This is a genomic window from Enterococcus sp. DIV0213h, assembly GCF_051711285.1.
Lineage (GTDB): Bacteria > Bacillota > Bacilli > Lactobacillales > Enterococcaceae > Enterococcus_D > Enterococcus_D casseliflavus.
In genome coordinates this window covers 869,386-894,342 of record NZ_JBIOMH010000001.1, presented here as the reverse complement: position 1 = coordinate 894,342, position 24,957 = coordinate 869,386, and the positions used below count along the sequence as shown (strand labels likewise).

16 protein-coding genes are annotated in these 24,957 nt (G+C 40.9%); 2 read left to right on the top strand and 14 right to left on the bottom strand.

Going from position 1 to position 24,957, the window contains the following annotated elements; translation table 11 throughout:
• Positions 1–104 precede the first annotated feature (104 nt).
• The 10 genes from IGI77_RS04140 to IGI77_RS04095 all read right to left on the bottom strand — a co-directional run bounded on the left by IGI77_RS04140 (position 105) and on the right by IGI77_RS04095 (position 14,223).
• Positions 105–452 (bottom strand): DUF7006 family protein, encoded by a 348-nt coding sequence (locus tag IGI77_RS04140; RefSeq protein WP_270277529.1) that lies wholly within the window; start codon positions 450–452, stop codon positions 105–107.
• 56 nt (positions 453–508) lie between these two features.
• Complete coding sequence (locus tag IGI77_RS04135) at positions 509–970, bottom strand: HTH domain-containing protein (RefSeq protein ID WP_429968290.1); 462 nt, start codon at positions 968–970, stop codon at positions 509–511.
• Between the two features lie 82 nt (positions 971–1,052).
• The gene (locus tag IGI77_RS04130; protein ID WP_438769536.1) at positions 1,053–7,781 is read right to left on the bottom strand and encodes a WxL domain-containing protein; all 6,729 of its coding nucleotides are present in this window, start codon (positions 7,779–7,781) and stop codon (positions 1,053–1,055) included.
• Between the two features lie 15 nt (positions 7,782–7,796).
• Complete coding sequence (locus IGI77_RS04125) at positions 7,797–8,837, bottom strand: DUF916 and DUF3324 domain-containing protein (RefSeq protein WP_429976861.1); 1,041 nt, start codon at positions 8,835–8,837, stop codon at positions 7,797–7,799.
• A gap of 89 nt (positions 8,838–8,926) precedes the next feature.
• Complete coding sequence (locus IGI77_RS04120) at positions 8,927–9,730, bottom strand: WxL domain-containing protein (protein WP_429976877.1); 804 nt, start codon at positions 9,728–9,730, stop codon at positions 8,927–8,929.
• A complete protein-coding gene (locus tag IGI77_RS04115; RefSeq protein ID WP_429976862.1) occupies positions 9,730–10,062 on the bottom strand; it encodes an LPXTG cell wall anchor domain-containing protein in 333 nt (110 codons plus the stop codon). The genes IGI77_RS04120 and IGI77_RS04115 overlap by 1 nt, the downstream gene beginning before the upstream one ends.
• Before the next feature lie 507 nt (positions 10,063–10,569).
• Entirely contained in the window at positions 10,570–11,097 is a 528-nt protein-coding gene (locus IGI77_RS04110) for a hypothetical protein (RefSeq protein ID WP_438769535.1), read from the bottom strand.
• 15 nt (positions 11,098–11,112) lie between these two features.
• Entirely contained in the window at positions 11,113–12,318 is a 1,206-nt protein-coding gene (locus IGI77_RS04105) for an ABC transporter permease (RefSeq protein WP_438769534.1), read from the bottom strand.
• Entirely contained in the window at positions 12,315–12,989 is a 675-nt protein-coding gene (locus tag IGI77_RS04100; protein ID WP_429976864.1) for an ABC transporter ATP-binding protein, read from the bottom strand. The genes IGI77_RS04105 and IGI77_RS04100 overlap by 4 nt, the downstream gene beginning before the upstream one ends.
• Complete coding sequence (locus IGI77_RS04095) at positions 12,973–14,223, bottom strand: efflux RND transporter periplasmic adaptor subunit (protein WP_429976865.1); 1,251 nt, start codon at positions 14,221–14,223, stop codon at positions 12,973–12,975. The genes IGI77_RS04100 and IGI77_RS04095 overlap by 17 nt, the downstream gene beginning before the upstream one ends.
• Before the next feature lie 215 nt (positions 14,224–14,438).
• Between IGI77_RS04095 and IGI77_RS04090 the strand changes: the two genes are divergently transcribed.
• A complete protein-coding gene (locus IGI77_RS04090) occupies positions 14,439–15,584 on the top strand; it encodes a sensor histidine kinase (protein ID WP_429976866.1) in 1,146 nt (381 codons plus the stop codon).
• 18 nt (positions 15,585–15,602) lie between these two features.
• Entirely contained in the window at positions 15,603–16,280 is a 678-nt protein-coding gene (locus tag IGI77_RS04085; RefSeq protein WP_429976867.1) for a response regulator transcription factor, read from the top strand.
• 443 nt (positions 16,281–16,723) lie between these two features.
• Here the strand turns inward: IGI77_RS04085 and IGI77_RS04080 are convergent, their stop codons facing one another.
• From IGI77_RS04080 to IGI77_RS04065, 4 genes are all read right to left on the bottom strand, one after another.
• Positions 16,724–17,074, bottom strand: a complete 351-nt coding sequence (locus IGI77_RS04080) for a DUF7006 family protein (protein WP_429966778.1) — start codon at positions 17,072–17,074, stop codon at positions 16,724–16,726.
• 22 nt (positions 17,075–17,096) lie between these two features.
• On the bottom strand, positions 17,097–18,575 hold the full coding sequence (locus IGI77_RS04075) for a helix-turn-helix domain-containing protein (RefSeq protein ID WP_438769533.1): 1,479 nt from the start codon (positions 18,573–18,575) through the stop codon (positions 17,097–17,099).
• Positions 18,576–18,728: 153 nt separating this feature from the next.
• On the bottom strand, positions 18,729–23,894 hold the full coding sequence (locus tag IGI77_RS04070; protein ID WP_429966805.1) for a WxL domain-containing protein: 5,166 nt from the start codon (positions 23,892–23,894) through the stop codon (positions 18,729–18,731).
• 15 nt (positions 23,895–23,909) lie between these two features.
• Positions 23,910–24,950 carry a DUF916 and DUF3324 domain-containing protein gene (locus tag IGI77_RS04065; protein ID WP_429976869.1) on the bottom strand — a complete coding sequence of 347 codons (1,041 nt, stop codon included), beginning with the start codon at positions 24,948–24,950 and terminating at the stop codon, positions 23,910–23,912.
• Positions 24,951–24,957 lie beyond the last annotated feature (7 nt).

The following is a 24,957-nucleotide window of genomic DNA, read 5'->3' as shown; positions in this document are numbered from 1 at the left end:
GAACACAAAAACAGAGCAATACTTATTAATTATTGTATTTAAAAAGAGCGTCCAGAAGATCGTCATTTTCTGGACACTCTCTTTTTTTAATAGTAGCTACGATTTCATACGACATGAAAAATCATCGAAGGTTTGTCTTTCATCTTTAAGTCGTACCCACATAACTCTTTAAAATAATCTTTATAGTCATTCTCAACAATTCGGACGATTTCTTCATTTGAAAAGTCTTCAAATGGCATCAGTTCAGTCAATAACGTTAATTTGGCATCTATGCCTAAAATATTAGGAAAGACCTGCCAAAAGGTCTCTTGCGAAATACCTTCAATCAGCTGATCTAATTTTTTCACTTGACTATCTAAATAGGCTGCTAAGGTTGTTCGTTCTGGATCTGCTTGAGCAAGTGCTTCTTGAAACTGTTTGATATAGCCAGTTTTTGTTTTTAATTGATTCATAGTCTATTTCCTCTTCTCTTTCGTTAATTCTTTTGGCAATGGTCGTGTAATACTATTTACCAATCGATCATCTTTAACGCTTCTTTTATTTCTTTTTCTTCTGGGATCGTTGATAGACACACCACATTTGATCTTTCATGTGATATTCTGCCAAAACTAGCCGGGGACAAATTGAGAGTTTCCGCCCATTCTTGATTGGTTTTTCGAATCCCGGCAACTAACTGATCTGCATAGAAAAACAAAGGCTCTTGGTCTAGTAACGCTTGTTTTTTTCTTATATATGCCGTTGGAGATCGAAAGGAAAAATGATAGCCATCTTCTCCGCCCAGAAGCAGGATCGATGCGTCAAAATACTTTTTGATTTGTTTGATATCGGATTGGACCGTTCGCTGCGTACAACTCAGTTTCGTCGCTAAGTCTTTGCCAGTCATGGTTTGGTTGGTTGCGAACTGATCCAACATCATCAACCAGCGTTTTGTTTTTTCCTGATAGATCATGTGATAAAACAGCTGACTCATTGCCTCTCCTTTCAGTAGATAGACTGTAATAAATAATAATAGTAGAAAAAGGAAAAGAGAAGGTTCCTCTTTTCCTTTTTGTTTAATTGCCAGGAACGGCACTTAACTCCCAGATTAGGGTAGAAGAATAGGTAGTAGCTTCTGGATTAGCACCTTTTGGCACATTTAATGCGATACTTTCACCTGCCGTCTCTCCATCACCAAAACGATAGATCCACGTCCCTGTTCCTTCACTTCCTTGTGCGTGGAGAAGCGTTCGGCGAGTCCCGGGAACTAAGGTACAAGGTACAGATTGAAGTTCAGGTGCTGTCCCTCCTTGTGCGGTAATAACTTGTTGGTTTGATAAACTCAAACTAGCGCCATAAAGCACTTGATTTTCTTCCCCTTTGAATTGTTCTTTTTGGGTGACCGCTAGTGTCCAGCCATTTCGTTCGTTTTCCGAACGTCGATCACTGATCTGAACATAGTTCGGTCGTTCTTCATCCTCATTCACTGTTCCATCTTCATTCAGTAAACGTTGGGGTTTGGCATAATAGGTTTGGTCATGAACCGAAATGGCTTGTGAACCAAAGTTAAAAGACGAAACAAAATCAATACTTAGTTGTCCTTGATCCTCTGGTAATTCTGGTTTGTTTTCTGGATCAACTTCTATTTCTGGATCCAACGGATCGACCGGTGAGACAGGCCCTAGATCTCCAACAATTAATGTCGTAGCCGGTTCAAACGTGACATCGTGAAAGATTAATTCAGTGGATGGGTTGATATTTCCGCGAGTATTATTTGTTTCTGGAGGATTAACAACTCCTGCAGCTACAGCTGATCCTTCTGCATCTCGTAGAAAGACTTGTATTTCATCATCGATTTCTAAAGAAACTTCACTTAAGTCTAATGAAAACCTACCATCCGCATCTACCGAGACAGATTCAGTATTGAGTGGTTCCCCATTGTGTGTGGCGGTTACTTCAGCATCTAGATTATCCGTCACCCCTTGGATCGCAGCACTATCTTGCGCAATGATTGACGAAGAAAATTGTGCCGGTGTTGGTGGTATGATTGGAAAGACCTCAACCGTATCTGTTAAAATCTGATGTTCAAATCCATCCGTAAGTTCGCCACTGGTTAGTTCAACTTTACTGATTCGAACTTTTGATCCAGCTTCTAACGGTTCATCCAAATCGATTTCAAAGAGTCCGCCACGCGGCTCTTCGCCATAGATGCTGATTCCTGGCGATTCATTTGTATCACCAACTGTTTTAGTCGTATATTCTTGTGTCGTTTCTCCCGAAGGGGATTCTACTTCTACGGTAACAAGTGCTTCATCATCCCAAGCAGGACGACTATCATCTAGCCCTACTGGAAGACTCACTCGCCCATGAATTTTCTTATCGGCGTTGGTTGGAACTCTAAGTTCATCTGCGATTGCCCATCGACCATTATTTGAGCTAATACGAGTATAGGATAGTAGGCCTGTAGTGCCAAGAGTATCAGTATTTAGTTGATCTGGATCACTGCTGCTAACTAACGTATCATAGTTGATTCCACGAAATGAATAATCCAGTTTTCTAAAGTTTAAAAAAGGATCACCCAATAAATCAGAATTATTCTCCCATAGGGCTAAATCACTATTAATTCCAGTAAAAGTAGAATTAGCATTAGAAACACCAAATACTTGACCGCCACCTGTACGATAATTCGTAAAATCTATAAATAGCGGGTTATCAAATGTGACATGAACTAGTCTACCTACAAACACACCAGAATTATTACCTGCGGTATTACCAGTAGCCACAAAGTAACCTTGATTTTTTACAGTAACACTCCCATCAAATACGGTACCAGCGGTTGACATAGTCACCGCAGCGCCATATTTTGCTTGAATATCTATTCGAGAACCTGGATCTCTCACAATAAAATCATTGTTAGAGATAAGGGTCGTATTATATTCATAGTCATAGTTCCGAAAGCCAACACCAGCATTAGCATTAGAGGTTGTGCTATCATCTGGAGTACCGCTGCCTTCATTCACTATGTTTAAACTGCCTCCGTTTTCAACAAGTAACTCATTGTCCCCACCTACAATATTTAAAGCTCCTCGAATACGTTCTCCATCTCTTTTATCTATAGACAACCCTGAATGGTTTATAGTGAGCTGCCCTTTAGTGGATCCTCTCCTTTCAAAAGTTAGTACACCAAAGATACTTCTTTGATCACTAATAGTAGTGACGTTTGTTGCAACAATATTAGTGATATCTATCTCTGAGTTATTATCAATAATAACTTCTTGACCTGCAAAATACATTCCTTGGTCCGAATTTATTTTTGAATTATTGGTTATGCTTGTTTTCATTAAATTCCCTGTAAAGCCTATTGATACAGAAGTTCCGCTTAATAAATCTATCTGGCTATTGCTAATTAAATTAGTCCCATTGTTGCCTAAAGTTCTCAAACCTGTATCATTTAGGGTTTTTATATCAATTTTACTATCAAGAATACGTAAATCAGAATTGATTCCATTTAGGTATAATCCTCGACGAGATCCAGATATTATTTCAATATTTAATTCAGCGTCATTAAATATTGCTTTTGGATCAGTGCCTCGTAGATGAATGGCGTTATTTATCGTATCTGTCGCAGCAGATGTTCCACTGGTTGTTGTAACGGAAACCTTAGATTCACCGGTAACCGAAAGTTCTGGGCGAGCATTGTTATTCCCAATTTGTATATTTTCAAACGTTCCAGTCCCTGCACCTGTAATTGCTAGTTCACTCTGATTACTCAATGAAAGTAAAGCATCTGTTCCTTGTAAGATCATTCCTTGGGAAGGACCGGTATCTGTCATCAATAACTGACTATTATCCATGAGTACTTGTGGCGTTGCCCCCTGCAAATAAATCCCTCGTCCGGATGTCGCTTTCATGTCTAATTGACTATTCTTTAAATTTAAAACGGAATTGGAACCAATCAGGTTCATTCTTTGGCCAGTTGTTGATTGAATCGCTAGTTCCGATTCATTCGCTTCAAGTACCGCGTAACGTCCCGATAGAGTCATTGAAACTCCTGTCGTTGAAACAACTCTTGCACTCGATTTGTTTAGTGTCATTTTCGGAGAAGTTCCTGTAAGATTTAGTGTCTGTCCAGAAACTGTTGTTACATCAATTTTACTATCAAGAATACGTAAATCAGAATTGATTCCATTTAGGTATAATCCTCGACGAGATCCAGATATTATTTCAATATTTAATTCAGCGTCATTAAATATTGCTTTTGGATCAGTGCCTCGTAGATGAATGGCGTTATTTATCGTATCTGTCGCAGCAGATGTTCCACTGGTTGTTGTAACGGAAACCTTAGATTCACCGGTAACCGAAAGTTCTGGGCGAGCATTGTTATTCCCAATTTGTATATTTTCAAACGTTCCAGTCCCTGCACCTGTAATTGCTAGTTCACTCTGATTACTCAATGAAAGTAAAGCATCTGTTCCTTGTAAGATCATTCCTTGGGAAGGACCGGTATCTGTCATCAATAACTGACTATTATCCATGAGTACTTGTGGCGTTGCCCCCTGCAAATAAATCCCTCGTCCGGATGTCGCTTTCATGTCTAATTGACTATTCTTTAAATTTAAAACGGGATTGGAACCAATCAGGTTCATTCTTTGGCCAGTTGTTGATTGAATCGCTAGTTCCGATTCATTCGCTTCAAGTACCGCGTAACGTCCCGATAGAGTCATTGAAACTCCTGTCGTTGAAACAACTCTTGCACTCGATTTGTTTAGTGTCATTTTCGGAGAAGTTCCTGTAAGATTTAGTGTCTGTCCAGAAACTGTTGTTACATCAAATTGACTATCGGTCACAAGCAACTCTGGATTATCGCCATTCAAGTACACCCCTCTTCGTGCATTAGAGGTTATTGAAACTAGCAGTTCTGATCCTCCGGTGACTGTTGTTTTTGGATCAGCGCCTCGTAAATGTATGGCATTATTTTCCGTATCTGTCGCAGCGCCTGTTCCACTGGTTGTTGTGACAGAAAGCTTAGATTCTCCGGTGACTGAAAGTTCCGGGCGTGCATTGTTATTCCCAATTTGTATGTTTTCTAACGCTCCAGTTCCTGCACCTGTAATTTCCAATTCACTCTGATTGCTCAAAGAAAGTAACGCATCTGTTCCTTGTAAGATCATTCCTTGGGAAGGACCGGTATCTGTCATCAATAACTGACTATTATCCATGAGTACTTGTGGCGTTGCCCCCCGCAAATAAATCCCTCGTCCGGATGTCGCTTTCATGTCTAATTGACTATTCTTTAAATTTAAAACGGGATTGGAACCAATCAGGTTCATTCTTTGGCCAGTTGTTGATTGAATCGCTAGTTCCGATTCATTCGCTTCAAGTACCGCGTCACTTCCCGATAGAGTCATTGAAACTCCTGTCGTTGAAACAACTCTTGCACTCGATTTGTTTAGTGTCATTTTCGGAGAAGTTCCTGTAAGATTTAGTGTCTGTTCAGAAACTGTTGTTACATCAAATTGACTATCGGTCACAAGCAACTCTGGATTATCGCCATTCAAGTACACCCCTCTTCGTGCATTAGAGGTTATTGAAACTAGCAGTTCTGATCCTCCGGTGACTGTTGTTTTTGGATCAGCGCCTCGTAAATGGATGGCATTATTTGCCGTATCTGTCGCAGCGCCTGTTCCACTGGTTGTTGTGACAGAAAGCTTAGATTTTCCGGTGACTGAAAGTTCCGGGCGTGCATTGTTATTCCCAATTTGTATGTTTTCTAACGCTCCAGTTCCTGCACCTGTAATTTCCAATTCACTCTGATTGCTCAAAGAAAGTAACGCATCTGTTCCTTGTAAGATCATCCCTTGCGAAGCACCGGTATCAGTCATAAGTATCTGACTATTTTCCATGAGCACTTGTGGCGTCTCCCCCTGCAAATAAATCCCTCGTCCGGTTGTCGCTTTCATGTCTAATTGACTATTCTTTAAATTTAAAACGGGATTGGAACCAATCAAGTTCATTCTTTGACCAGTTGTTGATTGAATCGCTAGTTCCGATTCATTCGCTTCAAGTACCGCGTAACGTCCCGATAGAGTCATTGAAACTCCTGTCGTTGAAACAACTCTTGCACTCGATTTGTTTAGTGTCATTTTCGGAGAAGTTCCTGTAAGATTTAGTGTCTGTCCAGAAACTGTTGTTACATCAAATAGGCTATCAATCACGGATAAATTTGCATTATCGCCAGTTATATTTATAGCTGATTGTGTCGCAGAAGTAACGGATATCTCAGAATTGTTGACTAAAAGCTGCGCATTTTTTCCAGCCAGATGAATTCCTCTCTTGGCTAATGTGCTTCTGACTGTTAATTGAAAACTTGAATTTATCGTTATTTTAGGTGCAGTTCCTGTTAATGAGATCGTATTATTCGTTGTATCTGTAGGTACCGCTGTTGTCCCAACAGTAGCTACATCCAATTCTCCACTTTGCAAAAAAACTTCCGAGTTTTCTCCTCTTAGATCAATCGTATTCGCCACTCCTGCGGTAGTTGTGATCGTAATTGTTGCTCCCTGTTCTACCGTAAGCTTTGGATTTGATACGGTGGCAGAAGAAAAGAAGACCGTCGCATTCCCTCGACTAATCGTGACTTCTGCTTGGTTGGTTGCTAAGACTTCTTTTGCTACGATGAATGTTTGTGTAGAAGTTGTGCGTGTGAAGTTTGATACGCCACCTGTAAAGTGAATACTTCCTTCAGGAAGAGAGGCTAATCGCATGTTATTCGCATTCACTTCAGTTATATCTTCCAATTCAACGGTCCAATTTTTACTACTTTCTACCGTTGCGTTGATTAATGGTGTAGCACCAACTTTTGTCAATGTCGCATTTTCAAGTCGAATGGTGCTTGCTTGTGTTACTTCTTCTAGTTGAAAGTAAAACCCATTGATACCAAAAGTCAATGTATACCCATTGCCTTGGATAAGTAACGGACGATCCACAGTTAGTACGTTTGCGGTAGCCTCTGTCAAATTGGCTTGAACAGAAATGATCCCAATATCAGGATTGCCAACTGCTTCTCTGAATTGGGCCATCGTTGTAACTTCTGCTGTTTCTCCATCAAAGACGGTCGGTTCGACCACGTGTGACGCCTCATCGGTCTCTTCCTCATCTTTTTGTTGCTCCTGCGGAGCTTCTGATACAGGTTCACGTACTTCTTCTGCCGGTTGTTCATTTTCTTGTTCTTCTTCTATTCCATTTTCTTCTTTTAATTCCTCTTGTCCTGCTTGATCCTCATCGGACGATTCTATTTCTTCGACTGGGACTTCCTCACTCGTCTCTTCTTTCTCACTAATTTCTAAATGAGCCGTCGTTTCTTCCACCGACAGTTCATAGTTTCCCACCTGTTCAACTACTAAAGGAAGGACAAATGTATTTTGCGCACGCTTTGACTGAACGATCCATTCATTAGGCTGTGTTCCTTCCTCAACTGAGATCCCTGCTGGTAATTGATCTTTCAAGAGCGTTGCTTCTTCTGGTAAGAATACTCGTGCTTCAGACACTTCTTGATCAGAAAAGAATGTCACTTGAAGGGGTTCTTCTGCCGTTCCTTGCATCCGAGAACGAGTGAAGAAAAAGCGCGGATCACTAATCTCTTCTTCCTCTAGATAGTTTTTCATTAGTGGTAGTTCCACTAATTCTTGTTCTTCAGTTTCCATCTTTGTCTCTGCGTAGACCATGCCGACAGGCATGAATACAGCTTGCATGACCAAGATGGTCGTCCCTAACACAAGCATCGGTCGTCTCAATCTCGTGGTCATTTCATTCACTCCTTCTTACTGTTCTTGCTCGTTTACTCTTGCTTTCTTCTTTTGAATCAGTAGATACAAAATGACGACAAGTAAAAGAATAACCAAGACGATTGAACCAATCATCCACCAATTCGTATGATTGTCGATCATCACATCTTCTCGATTTAATTTACGGGCATCGTCGGCATCGATTGTAAATTCTCGTGTCCAAGACCATTCGTTTTCTCCCGACTTTGCCGTTAGGTCTAATACATAGTTCCCGCTGCGAAAACGATCGCCTTCTAACGAAATCGGAAAGTTGAAGTTCGAATTCGGCGCCATCTGCATCATTTCTTTACTGGCCTCATAAAGTACGTCGTTTTCTCCGGCACGTTTGACCGTCGCTTCCACTTCCAAGCGATTCACAAAGGCTGGCGTAAAGTTTTGTAAAGTCGCACTGATCACATTCCGATAGTTCAACTGATCCGCAAAAACATCCAACAGTTCCAATTCTGGCTCTACAGAATCGCTGGTATTGCTGACGACTACCCCGATCACGTGGGCAAATTCATTTTTGATGGCGACCCCTTCCCCTTCCGGCGTCTCACTTTCTTCCGCTTCTTTTATTTCAGCGATTCGTAATCCGCCGGCTAAATACCCTTCAAAGGCATCTTTAGGCATCTGTAAAGGAATTACTATGGTTTTTGTTTCTTTTCCTGATAAGGTAATGACCTCCGAAGGGGTCATCAGTTCATCCAAAGAATGGATCAAGGTCGGGTCTGCTACATTGGCATCTTTGCCATACTCGACATTCCCTAAAGTATTGGTGTAAGCAGTATGCGGCGTTACCTGAACAGTGATTGGTTCTGAACTGGAATTGCCGACTTTCAGCTTCAAGGTCTCTTTTTGACCAGGCGCAAGTAACAGCTCGTAATACCCTTTGCTTTCATCTACTTGGCTTTCTGGAAAAAGTGGGGTCACGTGTGTATTTAAGGCAGTTTCTTCTGCTTTGACTGAAACTGGTAAGAAGAAGAAAAATGCCGCAAGGAGCCAAAGCCCGTTTTGCATGGCATGTTTATATCTCATTTGTCGTAATCCTTTCTAAAAAAGCAGCGCTACAGAGATCTGCAACGCTGCTAGAGACTAATAGACTGGGAGACGGTACGGGTTACCTCTTACAGTTCATTGTCAGGTGTTTGCCCCAATTCCCAAGTCAAGGTAGAGGTATACGTTACCGCATCTTTGGCGGTCGAACCTGGTACGAATAGTTGAATCGCCTCATTCTCCACAACAGCTGCGCCGTCTGCTACTTGTTTTGCGATCGCATCATGATCTCCCCAAACAGCAGTAGAAGTACCGGCACCTTTGTTATTAGCAGCCGTCATAATCGGCACGGCATCACTGTTTGGGATCAATTCTAACCCGCTTGCATGAATGGTCGGTGCTTGCTCATTATTATCGATACTGTAACGCAGGGTCGGATCAAATAACGTGATTTTTGCGCCTTTTAATACATTATTTAGTGTATTCGTAGGTGCTTGGAATTCCGTTAGACTTACACGTAACGCCCACCCTTCATTGGTACCGCGAGTATCTTGGACTTGTGCCAAACTTACATAAGGAACTTTATTTTCTTCCCCTGACGTCCCTGTTTTTTGTTGTCTTTCAGCGACCATGTTATAATGCTCATCTGTGGTTGAGATAATTTGTGAACCGAAGTTCATGGTTGGCACAGTTGCGATCGTTAGAGGTCCTTTGTTTTCTCCATCAGGACCAGTGATTGGTGGAATGGTTACATCTTCTCCATCATCTCCAGGATCAACGACGGTATCGTCATTGCTTGGTGTAAAGGTAATTTGCCCCTCTGTCGTCGCTTGACGTACTTCTTTTGATTCTGTTTCTTCAGCGAAGGCTTGTACGCCTCCGGCAAAGATCGTTGTTGATAATGCCGCTACAGTGGCTAAACGGATAAATTTCATCATTCATTTCCTGCTTTCATTCCAATTATTTTTTGTGTTGCTTTTCTTCTTTGGTACTCTACTACCACTAAGGTACCGGCCACTAAGAAACTGCCGACCCAAATAGCAAATGACCCTTCGGTCATATTCGTTTGTGGTAACGAGCCGCCTGGTTTTTGTGGACTGGTGCTTGGGGGTGGATCGGGCGGGCCGATCGGTTTGTACGCCCCGGTAAATCCAATAGATCCCTCTGACTCGACGGATTGGACCTGTGTACCATCGACGGACAATGGAAATTGAAGTGCAGTAAGCACTGCCAGCATTCCAATCAAACATCCAACCGTTTTATGCATCTTCCCTCCTCCTTTAAATAGTCGTCTCAAAAATCTTCGTTTTTGGGTTTACAGAAAAAAAGACATTTGAACAAGTCAAATGTCAAAATAACTGTTGGAAAATTAGGATTTCTTAGTTTTGAGAAACATAAGTAATGATCAATCTAAAAAACGAAGGTTTTTAGTACAAAGAAGCAAGCAATCGTAACATAAATTGTTGTCTTTTTGCATCTATTACTTTAAATGAATTTCACTTACAATAAAATTCATTATTTGCACACTTAAGTGAAAATATCGAAAAATACTTTTCAGTTTTCCAAACAAGGTTTTTGAAATAAGATTTACTATTTTTGACACAGAAAAATCCCAATATAGTAGAGTAGTAATTTCCGAATTCAAGATTCCCCTTTACTTTTATATGTTGGTAGCGTGTTAATTTTTAAATATTTCTATAAGTAGTTTTAGAAGTATATATTACATTCCCAGTTAACGATTTCGATTATATTAGCAAATTATCTGAGCTTATATCTAGTTAATCTGCATGACAATTACTTTGGTCGCGATAAAGGTATCACCAACTTGTTGGCCGTATATATTTGCAGATCTTTCAAGTTGCAAATCAGCACGAGATCCTTCCACTATTCGAGAATTCTGAGATTGTGCATCATAAAGAATCACTTTTATTTCAGTCTCACTAGTAATCATAAAGGAAAATTTTTCTTCAGAGGATTCTGCCATATCATAGACTTCACCGTCTTCTCCTTTTACTTGGGACGTATTCGTCAATTCCATTTCAAAACGCTCACCATCTATACTAACGAGTGTTCCCGTTTTGTCGGCTCGATCCAGTTCTGCATTTGTCTTTTCTTCATCTGTTTGATCCGCAGTATCTTGATCATTATTCCCACTTTGACTATCTTCCGTTTGATTCTGAGGCGTATTAATTTGAGTGTTAAGGGGTACGTTGTCGTTGCTCGTCTGTTTGTCATTCGCAATGACTCCACAGCCACTGAGTAACGCTGCAAACAAAACAATTACTATTTTTTTTTTTTTCATAGAAACACCTTCCTTTTATTCATAGCGTAATGCTTCGATCGGTTTTAATTTAGACGCCTTATAGGCTGGTAAGTAGCCAAAAATTGTACCAATCAACATCGAAAATGACACACTGATCAAAATCGATAACAATGAGATCGTCATAGGATAATTTAACAGATTCAAAGCGATCAGACTGATGAGCATGCCCACAAAGATCCCAATCAATCCACCAATCACCGATAAAACGATCGCTTCCGTTAAAAATTGCTGCAAAATCACTTTACGTTTCGCACCTAAGGCTTTCTTCAAACCGATCTCTCTGGTACGCTCTGTCACACTGACCAGCATCGTATTCATCACCCCGATCCCACCGACGAGTAAGGAAATGCTGGCAATTCCCCCCAGTAAAATCATATTCGATCGATTGATATCATCAGTCATTTTCTTGACTTCATCATAGTTGCTAATAGAAAAAACAAAATCCGAAGGCGGAATATGCTTGGTTAATTCATGGCTGGCTTGTAAGACCGCTGATTCTAAGTCTTCAGCATTTGACGCCTGAAACAGCACTATTGGCTTTTGATTAAGTTTTCCTTCAGCTATACTTTGACTGCCTCGAGGGATGAAGACATATTTCCCTGATAATTGATCCGTGTCAGAAACGGCTACGCCAACGATGCGAAATGGTGTGCCATTGATTTCAATCAATTGATTTACAGGATTTTGATACTTGAAAAAAACTTCTGCGAGGTCAGATGTGATTACGGCAACTTGTTTTTGTGAACGCAGTTCGGTTCCGGTCATTGCTCTCCCTGCAAGGATCGTATGAGGTAATATCTCAAAGAAACTACTGTCCATGCCTAGCACTATCGTGTCTGTTTTTTGATCTCTTTGATATACAGTCATATTGGCTTCATGGAATAAGCTGACATTCTTCGCATGCGCAATGGTCAGTAGATGTTGCAGATCTCCTTCTGATAGTTGAGGGGCGTAATCAGGAAGTCGATCATTCTTACCCGTTTCTCCCGCCAGAAAAGCACTTCTGGCATCATATTCAATTCGCATCGAGTTGGTATCGCCGCCTATTAGCTGCTTTTTCATGTTTTCAGTATTTCCATTGATGATGCTCACAATGGAAATGATGGAGGCAATTCCGACAATGATTCCTAGCATCGTCAAGAGTGAACGCAAACGATGCTGGTAGATTGATTGGATGGCTAAGCGGATATGTTCAATCATTTTTCTCCCTCCTCGTCAATTTCCCCATCTTTTATAACGATTTGGCGTTTTGCATAGTCCGCGACCTCTTGTTCGTGAGTGATTAAAACAACTGTTTTTCCCAGATGATTCAGCTTAGTAAATAGCGCCATGATCTCATGACTATTAGCGGTATCTAAAGAACCCGTCGGCTCATCCGCTAAGATCACATTTGCTTCTCCTGCTAATGCCCGAGCGATCGCTACTCGTTGTTTTTGCCCCCCTGACAACTGATTGATCCTAAAATCGATCCGATCACTCAACCCGACACTTTCCAATGCATAAATGGCTCGTTTCGTTCGTTCTTCCTGACTGACACCGGCATACAAAAGCGGTAAGGCAGCATTTTGTAAAACAGATAGTTTCGGCAACAGTTCAAAATTTTGAAACACGAAGCCGATTTTTTGATTGCGGATCATAGAGAGATCATCTTCCTCCATCTGACTGGTGTTCTTGCCATCAAGCAAGTAGCTGCCCATTGTCGGTGTATCCAAACAGCCAATAATATTCATTAAAGTAGACTTGCCTGATCCTGATCGTCCCATGATGGAAACAAATTCGCCATGATCAATCGTTAGGTTAATCTTCTTCAAGACTTGAAGTTCTCCAGCTCCTTGTTTGAAATTTTTGTAAACATCAATCAACTGGATCATTTGATCTCACATCCATTCCTTCTTTGATACCGTTTCTTGGAAAAACAAGTTCCTGTTGCATATCCAGTTTACTTACTAACAAATACATGTTTTCATCTGTTTCATCTTCGCCAATCTCTACTTTCATCTTTTTAATTCTCTGATTATCAATAACATATATGAACGAACTTCCGTCTTCATCTAACACAAATGATTTTGGTAGTTTGACTTCCTTTTTATCTTCTTCAATCAGTTCCACAAAACAATGAATACCAATGCTAGGCGGCTCTTCACTTTCATCTAAAACAACTTCAAAATGAAATTGCGACAAATTGGGATTTGCGCCTTGATCTTCAACCACTACCGAAGGCTCTTTCATATCACCAACTCGGGTGATCTTTCCAGTCCATCGCTGACTACCGCCATTACGGTCTCTAAGTTCAACCTTTTGACCAGGCTCAAGTTGATTGCGGCGAAATTCATCCACAGTTCCTTTTAAAAAAAGCCGACTGGTATCAACAATTGTCATGAAAGGATTTTCTGGAACTGATTCACCAGAACTCATGTTCATTTGTCGTTCATCCACATCTTTAATGATTCCGTCAATATCAGCATTCACGACATCTGAGCCATGCTGCTCTTTGACTGAACGTAGTTCTAATTCTGCCCGTTCCAGCTCTAATTCGGCATCGCCAATGCTGCTTTCCAAATTTTGCGCTTCCAGCAACAATTGACTTTGCTGTATTTCCAAGTCGGTCTTGCGTTCTTCTAGCGCTTCTTTGTCCTCTTCTTCGGCACCGGCGAGTTTTTGTTTATTCTCCTCCAACTGATTGGTTACCTTATTGTATTGCTCCCATTTTTGGTTGGTTTGTCGCCTTGCTTGTTCCAAAGCTTTCTTACGATTGACCGTTATCTGTTCTGCTTCTTTAATGGCTAAGGCTCCCTCAGGGTTGGAATAAACAAAAAGGGCTTGTCCTACTTTGACTTGATCCCCTGCCTCTACGTTTCTTTCGACGACTGCGCCTCTCTTGCTATCTACTTTTACTTCAACAGTTTTTGCTGGCTCAATGGACCCTACTAATTGAAAATCATTTTTTGGCTGTAAATCTTGTAAAGATATACGAGTGATAACAGGCTCTTCGTGGCGATTAAACGCCCAAGTACCTGTCCACCCTAAACTACCAATGATCAGTAGAACACTAATGATTAGAATGCTCCTTTTTGATTTTTTTATGTGTTTTCTCAAATATTTCACCTTCCTGATTGATTAGTTGTTTGACCATCTTTATTTAATCATTAAATCAGGCAGCGTTTAAAACGATTCTCTTAAGATCTTCTGAAGATTCCTTAAGAATATCAACTTGGTAATCAATACCCTTCTTTCATATAAAGAATTCTTAAGAGTTAAAACCTATTCGTGTCCTCGCCTCTTTGCTATAATTAAGAATATTTCATTGAAAGGAGCTTTTTATGAATATCAAACGATCGGCATTTGTTTTTTCTTTGTTTGCCCTCTGTTTATTCGTAGCAGCCTTATGGCTATTGAAAGAAACCAGAATCGTCCAAACGGTTAGAGATAATCTTGTATCAAACCTTGTCATACAAGAAGTGGTTGAAACGGATAAAGATGAGGGCACTAGAGTTTTAGGTACAATTTTTGATTTAAAACCCCTCAAGCAACTGTTTTTAGCATCCTCTCTATTTCTTGTTTTTACCGTTTCCTTAATCTGCTATTTTATCTATCGTTATGTTTCAAAGAAAAAAATTGCAAAGATTGCCGAAGGAATCCCGCTCTTTTTCTCTCAATCTGTGGAATGTTCGACTGGTAGCCTGTCAATTGACCATGAATTATTAAGAATAAAAGATACAATGAACCGCAATGAAGCTCTTTTAATGGAAGAAACACAGCGCACCAAGGACTTGATTACCTATTTGGCGCATGACTTGAAGACTCCCTTAGCCTCAGTGATCGGCTATCTCAATCTATTATTGGATACGAAAAACTTGACCAATGAACAAATGACGCAATCCCTGACGATTGCTTTAGAAAAGTCTGAGCGTTTGGAAACGCTGATGAATGAATTTTTCGACATCACCCGTTTTAATCTGCAAGACATCCAATTGTATCAACGGGAACTTGATTTCGTCTTCTTACTGAAGCAAATCCAAGAAGAATTCTATCCGCTGCTGAAAGAAAAAGAACAAGCCATCTGCTACACTGGTCCAGAGAGCTTGAAGTTAGAAGCCGATAGTGAACAGTTGGCGCGAGTCTTAAACAATCTGCTAAAAAATGCCATTGCCTATGCGCCTGATCAAACCACGATCACAATGCAGCTAACCGTAGACGAACAAGCAGCAACTTTCATCCTAGCGAATCAAAGTGAGCCGATCGAACAAGAACAATTGGACGCATTATTTGAAAAATTTTATCGTCTAGATCAAGCTCGTTCAACCAAGACAGGTGGAGCAGGACTCGGATTGGCGATCGCCAAAGAAATTATTTTGGCGCATCAGGGAACGATCCGAGCTACTAGCAAGAACAATGAGATTCAAATGATCGTCACATTACCTTTAGCTACAAATCAACACGAAAAAACTAGAAAGTCAGTTAACTGAAAAGGAAGGTCAATACGAGTGGAAAAGATACTTTTAGTTGAAGATGAAAAAGAAATTTCAGATTTGATTACCTTTTATTTGCGAAACGAAAATTTTACCGTCATCACTTGTGCAGATGGGAATGAAGCTCAGGTACAAATCGAGCAAAACAGCTTTTCTTTGGCGATTCTTGATGTCATGCTACCAGATATCACTGGCTTTGACCTGTGTAAAATCATCCGAAAAAAGCATCATTACCCAATTATTATGGTGACAGCTAAATCTGAGGAAATCGATAAGATCACTGGTTTGACAATTGGTGCCGATGATTACATCACGAAGCCTTTTCGTCCTTTGGAAGTAATCGCTCGGGTGAAAGCTCAGATACGCCGCTCGACTCAATACAACGGCACAGATCAAAACAAATTGATCGTGAGGGAGTTGGAATTAGATGTCAATAAGCGAAAATGTTTCTTTCAAGAAGAAGAACTTTCCCTGACGCCCATCGAGTTTTCCATTTTAAAATTATTGATGGAGCGAAAAGGCCAAGTGGTAAGCTCTGAAGAAATGTTTCAAGAGGTTTGGGGCGAAAAATATTATACGTCTTCTAATAATACCATCATGGTCCACGTTCGAAACCTTCGGGAAAAAATGCACGATACCCACAAGAAGTCTTCTTATATCAAAACGGTTTGGGGAATCGGCTATAAAATGTGATATAAATTTATTTTTAGGTTCTGTGCTTTATGGCTCCTTGATATTTCTGATTAACTAATTGACCGCAATCGCTCCTGCGATCACATTTCCTAAAATCAGAATAACTACAAACAATATCGCAGATTTTCCAACCTTTCTCGTAACACTCAACTATATTGAAAAGATCACCGTTTCTATAGAATAAAAATATCCCAAAGAACTAAAATGTCTAAATTAAAACAGGATCAAAAACTATTAAGTTTCTGCCCCCAAAAGAAGAGGTATCATTCTACTCATCAATCTAAATTTTAAATGTTCGTTGCTTTTTTTGCGTGTTTATGAGCACTAAAATAGAGTGCTCCGTATCATTTTATGATGAACGAATTTCAAAAAGTCCAATCAGAAGCTGCTTAGCTTTTGATTGGACTTTGCCTTTTTGATATTAGTTGTTCAATGACAAGGGATCACATCACATTGAATATCATCGAATGTTTTGTTTCCATACTTAGATCATACCCGCATAGTTCTTTGAAATAGGTCTGATAATCCGTTTCCACTATTCGCAAGATATCTTCACTTGAAAAATCTTCAAAGGTGATCAATTCATCCACTAAACTAATCTTCGCATCGATCCCTAAAATCTTTGGCCAAACTTCCCAGAAATTTCGACTAGAAATTTGGTCTACTAAGGTATTCAAACGGCGAATCTGATCAGTCAAATAGTCTTTCAGGACGGTGCTTTCTCGTTTCTCGATTGCTTCAAAGGTGCGTTGAAACCCCTGAAGATAGTCTTGTTTGGTAGTAAACACGGTCATAATGCGTTCTCCTCCTTTTTGTTTAAAATGAAAGCTGATCCGTCAATGGATTCAATTGGTGTTTGACCATTGTCCAATCTTTGGTTGTCGGCTGACTATTGATCAGCACATAGTCTGTTTCTAGACTATCGTCCGAAAGATAGGGGCGATAGTTCGTCACGATCAGATCGATCTTTTCGTTATTTAATTGTTCCGGTAGAAATTCCTGTAACTTTACAAACAGTAAGTGATGGTGGTCCCCTAGCTGTTCACGGGCCTCTATTCGAATCGATTGAACCACTAAGTAGTCACCCTCCAATAAAAACAAAATTTGTTTGACGGGTTGATAATAACGAAAGACCATATCCATGTATAAGGTAAAGCTCGCCGCCACGTCTTCAAAGATACTGGAAGAAATCGGAAGGGCCTTTGAATGGGTTGACAAGAAGTGAGTATTGATTTTATGGATCTGACTGTGTTTTTTTTCTACCATGTCATGTACTTCTTTTAACTCTTTATTCAATAGTGGACTCAAGGCTTCATTCACCAAACGTGACACAAAAAATGATGTCATAAAGTGCCCGAGTATGTCTGTATCCCATTGCTCAAAAAATGGATCTGACAAATACGCTGAAACGACCTCCTCAAGCCCTGCCCAACAGTTGAACCGTTGGCCAAATGTGATTTCCTGATCGGAGCGATCGATCGTTCGCTTGGCAATGATCGAAAGGTGGAGCCATGCAAATTCTTCCTTCGGAAGATAAATATCAAAGTCTTGATTGATCCTATCCTGCAAGGAATAAAGCAATTGAAAGTCCTTTTCTTGATAATCGATCGCCTTCAACCACTTTGGCACCGTGACAAAATGATTGTGTTGGACGCGGATCATGGTGATATAAAGGTGATAATAAAAGGCTGAAACCGTCGTCCCTGTGCCCAACTCATACTCACCTAATTGATTGGATAGTTCGTCTAAGACTAATTTGTGCAGGCGCTCTGGTGGCCGAATCGTATGGGGCGTCTGTTCGCTATTGTAATAAAAATCAAAAAAGAACTTTCGGATATCGGCTTCTTTCCCCTGGAAATTGACCGGAGTGAAGGTCAAGCTCAAGCGATATGAGGCCAAGATTGGTTCGATTCTCGCTAGAAATCGACGGAGCGTACTTTCTGCATAACTGTAGTGATGGGCCAATTCAGCCAATGCCACCGGCTGTCCCCAAAAAATAGTGCCGATGATCTCAAAAAGAACTTCATTCTCTAAGAGTGCTTCTTTTTTTTCTTGGTACTTGACGCGGTCTCGTTCATCAAAACGAAACCCCTTGTACAAGGAAAGCAATTCAATGGTTTCACCAAAATAGCTTCTAATTGCTTGAATATCTTTAACCAATGTGCGTTGAGAAATCATTAAGCGTTCGCTAAGTGCCACGATCGTAAAATGATGTTCTCGCTCAATAATCGATAAGATTCGCATCCAGCGACGGGTCTCCGCATTCGTGATAAATGAGAGCTGTAATTCTCGCATAGCATTCCCTCCCTTCTTCCCCTCAGACTTCTTTTTTCCAACGACATGTTTTGCTCATCATACCTTATCGGTTCATTAAATACGAAAAGAACGCCTTTTTTCAATTCTATCTACAATAAAAAGAAAAGAGTGGACACACTTCTCTTCTTCTACCTAGTTATCCGGTACAGCACTCAACTCCCATGTGAGGGTCGTTTGATAGGTCGTTGCTCTAGGATCCGCCGATGGCGGCACTTCAAGGGCAACACTTTCTCCTGCACTTTCTCCATCACCAAAACGATAGACCCAAGTCCCTGCGCCTTGGCCGTTGCTTGCGGTCACAAGAGGTATCTTTTGTTCTGGGATCAAGACAACGCCGTCTTGGTTTTGGAGCGTCGGTTCCCCATTTTCTTGGACAGAAGCAAATTGTTGGTTATTCAGCACCAGATGTGCACCTCTCAGTTGATTGTCTTGACGATCCGTAAACTGATTGTTTTGTGTGACCGCTAGTGTCCATCCCTTACGTTCGTTGTCTGGGCGGCGATCACTGACTTGGATGTAGTTTGGCCGTTCTTCGGCATCATTGAGGGTCCCATCAAGATTCAATAAGCGTTGCGGTTGTGCGTAGTAGCGCTTGGCCTGAGCAGAAATGGCTTGTGAACCGAAGGTAAAAGACGAAATGAAATCAATACTCAACAGCCCTTGGTCCTCAGGAAGCTTCGGTTGATTTTCCGGATCGACCTCAATTTCAGGATTCATCGGATCTACCGGTGAGACAGGCCCTAGATCTCCAACAATTAATGTCGTAGCCGGTTCAAAGGTTACATCGTGAAACGTGAATTCAGTGACTGGGTTTATATTTCCGCGAGCATTATTTGTTTCTGGAGGATTAACAACTCCTGCAGCTACAGCTGATCCTTCTGCATCTCGTAGAAAGACTTGTATTTCATCATCGATTTCTAAAGAAACTTCACTTAAGTCTAATGAAAACCTACCATCCGCATCTACCGAGACAGATTCAGTATTGAGTGGTTCCCCGTTGTGTGTAGCTGTTACTTCAGCATCTAGATTGTCCGTCATCCCTTGAATCGTGGTACTATCTTGCGCAATGATTGACGAAGAAAATTGTGCCGGTGTTGGTGGTATAATTGGAAAAACCTCAACTGTTTCCGTTAAAATCTGGTGTTCGAAGCCATCTGTAAGTTCGCCACTGGTTAATTCAACTTTACTGATTCGAACTTTTGATCCGGCTTCGAGAGGTTCATCCAAATCGATTTCAAAGAGTCCGCCACGCGGCTCTTCGCCATAAATACTGATTCCTGGCGATTCATTTGTATGACCAACCGTTTTGGCCGTATATTCTTGTGTGCTTTCTCTCGATGGGGATTCTACTTCTACGGTAACCATTGCTTCATCATCCCAAGCTGGACGACTATCATCTAGCCCTACTGGAAGACTCACTCGCCCATGAATTTTCTTATCTGCATTAGTTGGTACTCTTAATTCATCGGCAATTGCCCAAGATGCATTTGTTGCAGAAATGCGTGAGTACCCATCCAGTCCTTGTGTACCCAAAGTTTCATTAGTAAATTCTGGATTAGTAGAACTTTCGACATATTTAAAACCTCCCGTACCTGTAAGCCTAGCATCAAACGGCTCATTAAAAGCAATATCTGGTTGTACGCTACTAGATTGGCCTGTCCTCCATGCAGAAAACTTACTTTTAGAAATAGTCAAATCCCCGTAATTTGGGCTGCTACCAGCAAGTGCTATTGCTGGTAATAATGGGGCACTGATAATGTCATAGAACAAAGGATTTTCTAATAAAAATTTGCTATTCATAGAATCAACTTGAGATGACCTATATTGAATGGCATATGAAATACTACTTCGAACAAAAAAAGTAGCGTTGGTATCTACCTTATTTTGTGCATCAAAAATCCCCGACACACCGCCTCGCACCCCATAGGTAATTCCTGATCCTCTCTCAGAATAAAGATTCAAACTACCAGCCGTTGTCATGTGTATTCTCGGATCACGTCCAGCTCCAAGAAGGAAAATCCCCTGATTTCCCAAAAACAGATAAGCGTCTTCCGGCGTGTTATGTTGTCCGCTATTTTCTAGCTCTATCATAGATGTAGAGTCTATCAAAAAATCCAGTTCATTAAGTTGAAGATACATAGCGGGATTGTTATCTTTTTTAGACCCTGAAACAAATAATTCAGAATTATTACTAACGTCTAAAGTTAACTTTGCAATATAACTTGATAGTGAACTAGTTGCAATTGGAACACCATATTCTGTTTTAAGCCTCATTTTCGTTCCATTAGTAATAGACATATTTAATTCATTAGAATTGATTCTGATCAATGGTTTTAACGTATTATGTTGTAAAAGTCCAGACGCAGGTTGATTCGCATTAAACTCCAAAGTACATCCATCAATGATAAATTCGCCATTACTGTGCATTTCTAGCTTAGATTCAACCATATTAATAGTACTCGTTTTGAAATTAACTATGGCAACTCCTTCCCCTTGAACAGCGAGGCCTGTCGCTTCATTTGAATTTTCAACCCTCATGGTTGAATCAATTACAGACAGACGGGCGTCTGAGCCATTAAGGAGAACTCCATCACCATTTATTGAATCAATTCTTAAATCTGAGTTGTTCATTGTCACTGTAGGAGAATTTCCTGTAAGGTTTAGTGTCTGTCCAGAGACTGTCGTTACATCAAATTGACTATCGGTCACAAGCAATTCTGGATTATTGCCATTCAGGTACATCCCTTGCGAAGCGCCAGTATCAGTCATCAATAACTGACTGTTTTCCATGATTACTTGTGGCGTTGCCCCCTGCAAATAAATCCCTCGTCCGGTTGTCGCTTTCATGTCTAATTGACTATTCTCTAAATTCAAGACTGGATTTGAGCCAATCAGGTTCATTCTTTGGCCAGTTGTTGATTGAATCGATAGTTCCGATTCATTCGCTTCAAGTACCGCGTCACTTCCCGATAAAGTCATTGAAACTCCTGTCGTTGAAACGACTCTTGCACTCGATTTGTTTAGTGTCATTTTCGGAGAAGTTCCAGTAAGATTTAGTGTCTGTCCAGAAACTGTCGTTACATCAAATAGGCTATCAGTAACGGATAAATTTGCATTATCACCATTTAAGTACACTCCTCTTCGTGCATTAGAAGTTATTGAAACTACCAGTTCTGATCGACTAGTGACTGTTGCTTTTGGATCAGCACCTCGTAGATGAATGGCGTTATTTGCCGTAGCTGTCGCAGCGCTAGTTCCACTGGTTGTTGTGACAGAAAGCTTAGATTCTCCGGTGACTGAAAGTTCCGGGCGTGCATTGTTATTCCCAATTTGTATATTTTCCAACGCTCCAGTCCCTGCACCTGTAATTGCTAGTTCACTCTTACTACTCAATGAAAGTAAAGCATCTGTTCCGTGTAAGATCATTCCTTGCGAAGCACTGGTATCTGTCACAACTAACTGACTATTATCTAACTTTACTTGTGGCGTTGTTCCCTGTAAATAAATCCCTCTTCCGGTCGAGGCATTCATAATCATCTCCGTGTTAGCTAGTGATACTAATGGACTAGCTCCAATCAAGTTGATTCGTTGTCCAGTGGTACTTGTAACATTTACCACTGATGAATCAAAAATTAGTTGTGGCGATTCACCAGTCATGTTCATTGTAATGCCCGTCGTTGAACCAAGCTGAATTGTGCTATTTTCTGATGAAAAAGAGGAGTGATAGCCGGATATATTTATAGCTGCTTGTGTCGCAGAAGTAACGGATATCTCAGAATTGTTGATTAAAAGCTGCGCATTTTTTCCAGCCAGATGAATTCCTCTCTTGGCTAATGTGCTTCTGACTGTTAATTGAAAACTTGAATTTATCGTTATTTTAGGTGCAGTTCCTGTTAATGAGATCGTATTATTCGTTGTATCTGTAGGTACCGCTGTTGTCCCAACAGTAGCTACATCCAATTCTCCACTTTGCAAAAAAACTTCCGAGTTTTCTCCTCTTAGATCAATCGTATTCGCCACTCCTGCGGTAGTTGTGATCGTAATTGCTGCTCCCTGTTCTACCGTAAGCTTTGGATTTGATACGGTGGCAGAAGAAAAGAAGACCGTCGCATTCCCTCGACTAATCGTGACTTCTGCTTGGTTGGTTGCTAAGACTTCTTTTGCTACGATGAATGTTTGTGTAGAAGTTGTGCGTGTGAAGTTTGATACGCCACCTGTAAAATGAATATTTCCTTCAGGAAGAGAAGCTAATCGCATGGTATTCGCATTCACTTCAGTTATATCTTCCAATTCAACGGTCCAATTTTTACTACTTGTAACAGTGGAATTAATCAAGGGTGTAGCTCCTACTTTCGTAATTCTTGCATTTTCAATTCGAAAGACACTTGATTCAGCTGTTTCTGCTAGTTGAAAATAAAATCCGTTTATACCAAAAGTCAATGTATACCCATTCCCTTGGATAAGTAACGGACGATCCACCGTTAGTACGTTTGCGGTAGCCTCTGTCAAATTGGCTTGAACAGAAATGATCCCAATATCAGGATTGGCCACGGCTTCTCTGAATTGCGCCATCGTAGCGACTTCTGCTGTTTCTCCATCAAAGATGGTCGGTTCAACCATTTGTGACGCCTCATCGGTCTCTTCCTCATTGGTTTGTTGCTCCTGCGGAGCTTCTGATACAGGTTCACGTACTTCTTCTGCCGGTTGTTCATTTTCTTGTTCTTCTTCTATTCCATTTTCTTCTTTTAATTCCTCTTGTCCTGCTTGATCCTCATCGGACGATTCTATTTCTTCGACTGGGACTTCCTCACTCGTCTCTTCTTTCTCACTAATTTCTAAATGAGCCGTCGTTTCTTCCACCGACAGTTCATAGTTTCCCACCTGTTCAACTACTAAAGGAAGGACAAATGTATTTTGCGCACGCTTTGACTGAACGATCCATTCATTAGGCTGTGTTCCTTCCTCAACTGAGATCCCTGCTGGTAATTGATCTTTCAAGAGCGTTGCTTCTTCTGGTAATAATACTCGTGCTTCAGACACTTCTTGATCAGAAAAGAATGTCACTTGAAGGGGTTCTTCTGCCGTTCCTTGCATCCGAGAACGAGTGAAGAAAAAGCGCGGATCACTAATCTCTTCTTCCTCTAGATAGTTTTTCATTAGTGGTAGTTCCACTAATTCTTGTTCTTCAGTGTCCATCTTTGTCTCTGCGTAGACCATGCCGACAGGCATGAATACAGCTTGCATGACCAAGATGGTGGTTCCTAACACAAGCATTGGTCGTCTGAATCTCGTGGTCATTTCATTCACTCCTTCTTACTGTTCTTGCTCGTTTGCTCTTGCTTTCTTCTTTTGAATCAGTAGATACAAAATGACGCCAAGTAAAAGAATAACCAAGACGATTGAACCAATTATCCACCAATTCGCATGATTGTCGATCATCACATCTTCTCGATTTAATTTACGGGCATCGTCGGCATCGATTGTAAATTCTCGTGTCCAAGACCATTCGTTTTCTCCGGACTTTGCCGTTAGGTCTAATACATAGTTCCCGCTGCGAAAACGATCGCCTTCTAACGAAATCGGAAAGTTGAAGTTCGAATTCGGTGCCATCTGCATCATTTCTTTACTGGCCTCATAAAGAACGTCGTTCTCTCCGGCACGTTTGACCGTCGCTTCCACTTCCAAGCGATTCACAAAGGCTGGCGTAAAGTTTTGTAAATTCGCACTGATCACATTCCGATAGTTCAACTGATCCGCAAAAACATCCAACAGTTCTAATTCTGGTTCTACAGAATCGCTGGTATTGCTGACGACTACCCCGATCACGTGGGCAAATTCATTTTTGATGGCGACCCCTTCCCCTTCTGGCGTCTCACTTTCTTCCGCTTCTTTTATTTCGGCGATTCGTAATCCGCCGGCTAAATACCCTTCAAAGGCATCTTTAGGCATCTGTAAAGGAATTTCTATGGTCTTTGTTTCTTTTCCTGATAAGGTAATGACCTCCGAAGGGGTCATCAGTTCATCCAAAGAATGGATCAAGGTCGGGTCTGCTGCATTGGCATCTTTGCCATACTCGACATTCCCTAAAGTATTGGTGTAAGCAGTATGCGGCGTTACCTGAACAGTGATTGGTTCTGAACTGGAATTGCCGACTTTCAGCTTCAAGGTCTCTTTTTGACCAGGCGCAAGTAACAGCTCGTAATACCCTTTGCTTTCATCTACTTGGCTTTCTGGAAAAAGTGGGGTCACGTGTGTATTTAAGGCAGTTTCTTCTGCTTTGACTGAAACTGGTAAGAAGAAGAAAAATGCCGCAAGGAGCCAAAGCCCGTTTTGCATGGCATGTTTATATCTCATTTGTCGT

What these genes read in the sequence shown, in the direction of transcription:
- IGI77_RS04140 (WP_270277529.1), bottom strand. Translation starts at nt 452, where the DNA reads ATGAATCAATTAAAAACAAAAACTGGCTATATCAAACAGTTTCAAGAA.
- IGI77_RS04135 (WP_429968290.1), bottom strand. Translation starts at nt 970, where the DNA reads ATGAGTCAGCTGTTTTATCACATGATCTATCAGGAAAAAACAAAACGC.
- IGI77_RS04130 (WP_438769536.1), bottom strand. Translation starts at nt 7,781, where the DNA reads ATGACCACGAGATTGAGACGACCGATGCTTGTGTTAGGGACGACCATC.
- IGI77_RS04125 (WP_429976861.1), bottom strand. Translation starts at nt 8,837, where the DNA reads ATGAGATATAAACATGCCATGCAAAACGGGCTTTGGCTCCTTGCGGCA.
- IGI77_RS04120 (WP_429976877.1), bottom strand. Translation starts at nt 9,730, where the DNA reads ATGAAATTTATCCGTTTAGCCACTGTAGCGGCATTATCAACAACGATC.
- IGI77_RS04115 (WP_429976862.1), bottom strand. Translation starts at nt 10,062, where the DNA reads ATGCATAAAACGGTTGGATGTTTGATTGGAATGCTGGCAGTGCTTACT.
- IGI77_RS04110 (WP_438769535.1), bottom strand. Translation starts at nt 11,097, where the DNA reads ATGAAAAAAAAAAAAATAGTAATTGTTTTGTTTGCAGCGTTACTCAGT.
- IGI77_RS04105 (WP_438769534.1), bottom strand. Translation starts at nt 12,318, where the DNA reads ATGATTGAACATATCCGCTTAGCCATCCAATCAATCTACCAGCATCGT.
- IGI77_RS04100 (WP_429976864.1), bottom strand. Translation starts at nt 12,989, where the DNA reads ATGATCCAGTTGATTGATGTTTACAAAAATTTCAAACAAGGAGCTGGA.
- IGI77_RS04090 (WP_429976866.1), top strand. Translation starts at nt 14,439, where the DNA reads ATGAATATCAAACGATCGGCATTTGTTTTTTCTTTGTTTGCCCTCTGT.
- IGI77_RS04080 (WP_429966778.1), bottom strand. Translation starts at nt 17,074, where the DNA reads ATGACCGTGTTTACTACCAAACAAGACTATCTTCAGGGGTTTCAACGC.
- IGI77_RS04075 (WP_438769533.1), bottom strand. Translation starts at nt 18,575, where the DNA reads ATGCGAGAATTACAGCTCTCATTTATCACGAATGCGGAGACCCGTCGC.
- IGI77_RS04070 (WP_429966805.1), bottom strand. Translation starts at nt 23,894, where the DNA reads ATGACCACGAGATTCAGACGACCAATGCTTGTGTTAGGAACCACCATC.
- IGI77_RS04065 (WP_429976869.1), bottom strand. Translation starts at nt 24,950, where the DNA reads ATGAGATATAAACATGCCATGCAAAACGGGCTTTGGCTCCTTGCGGCA.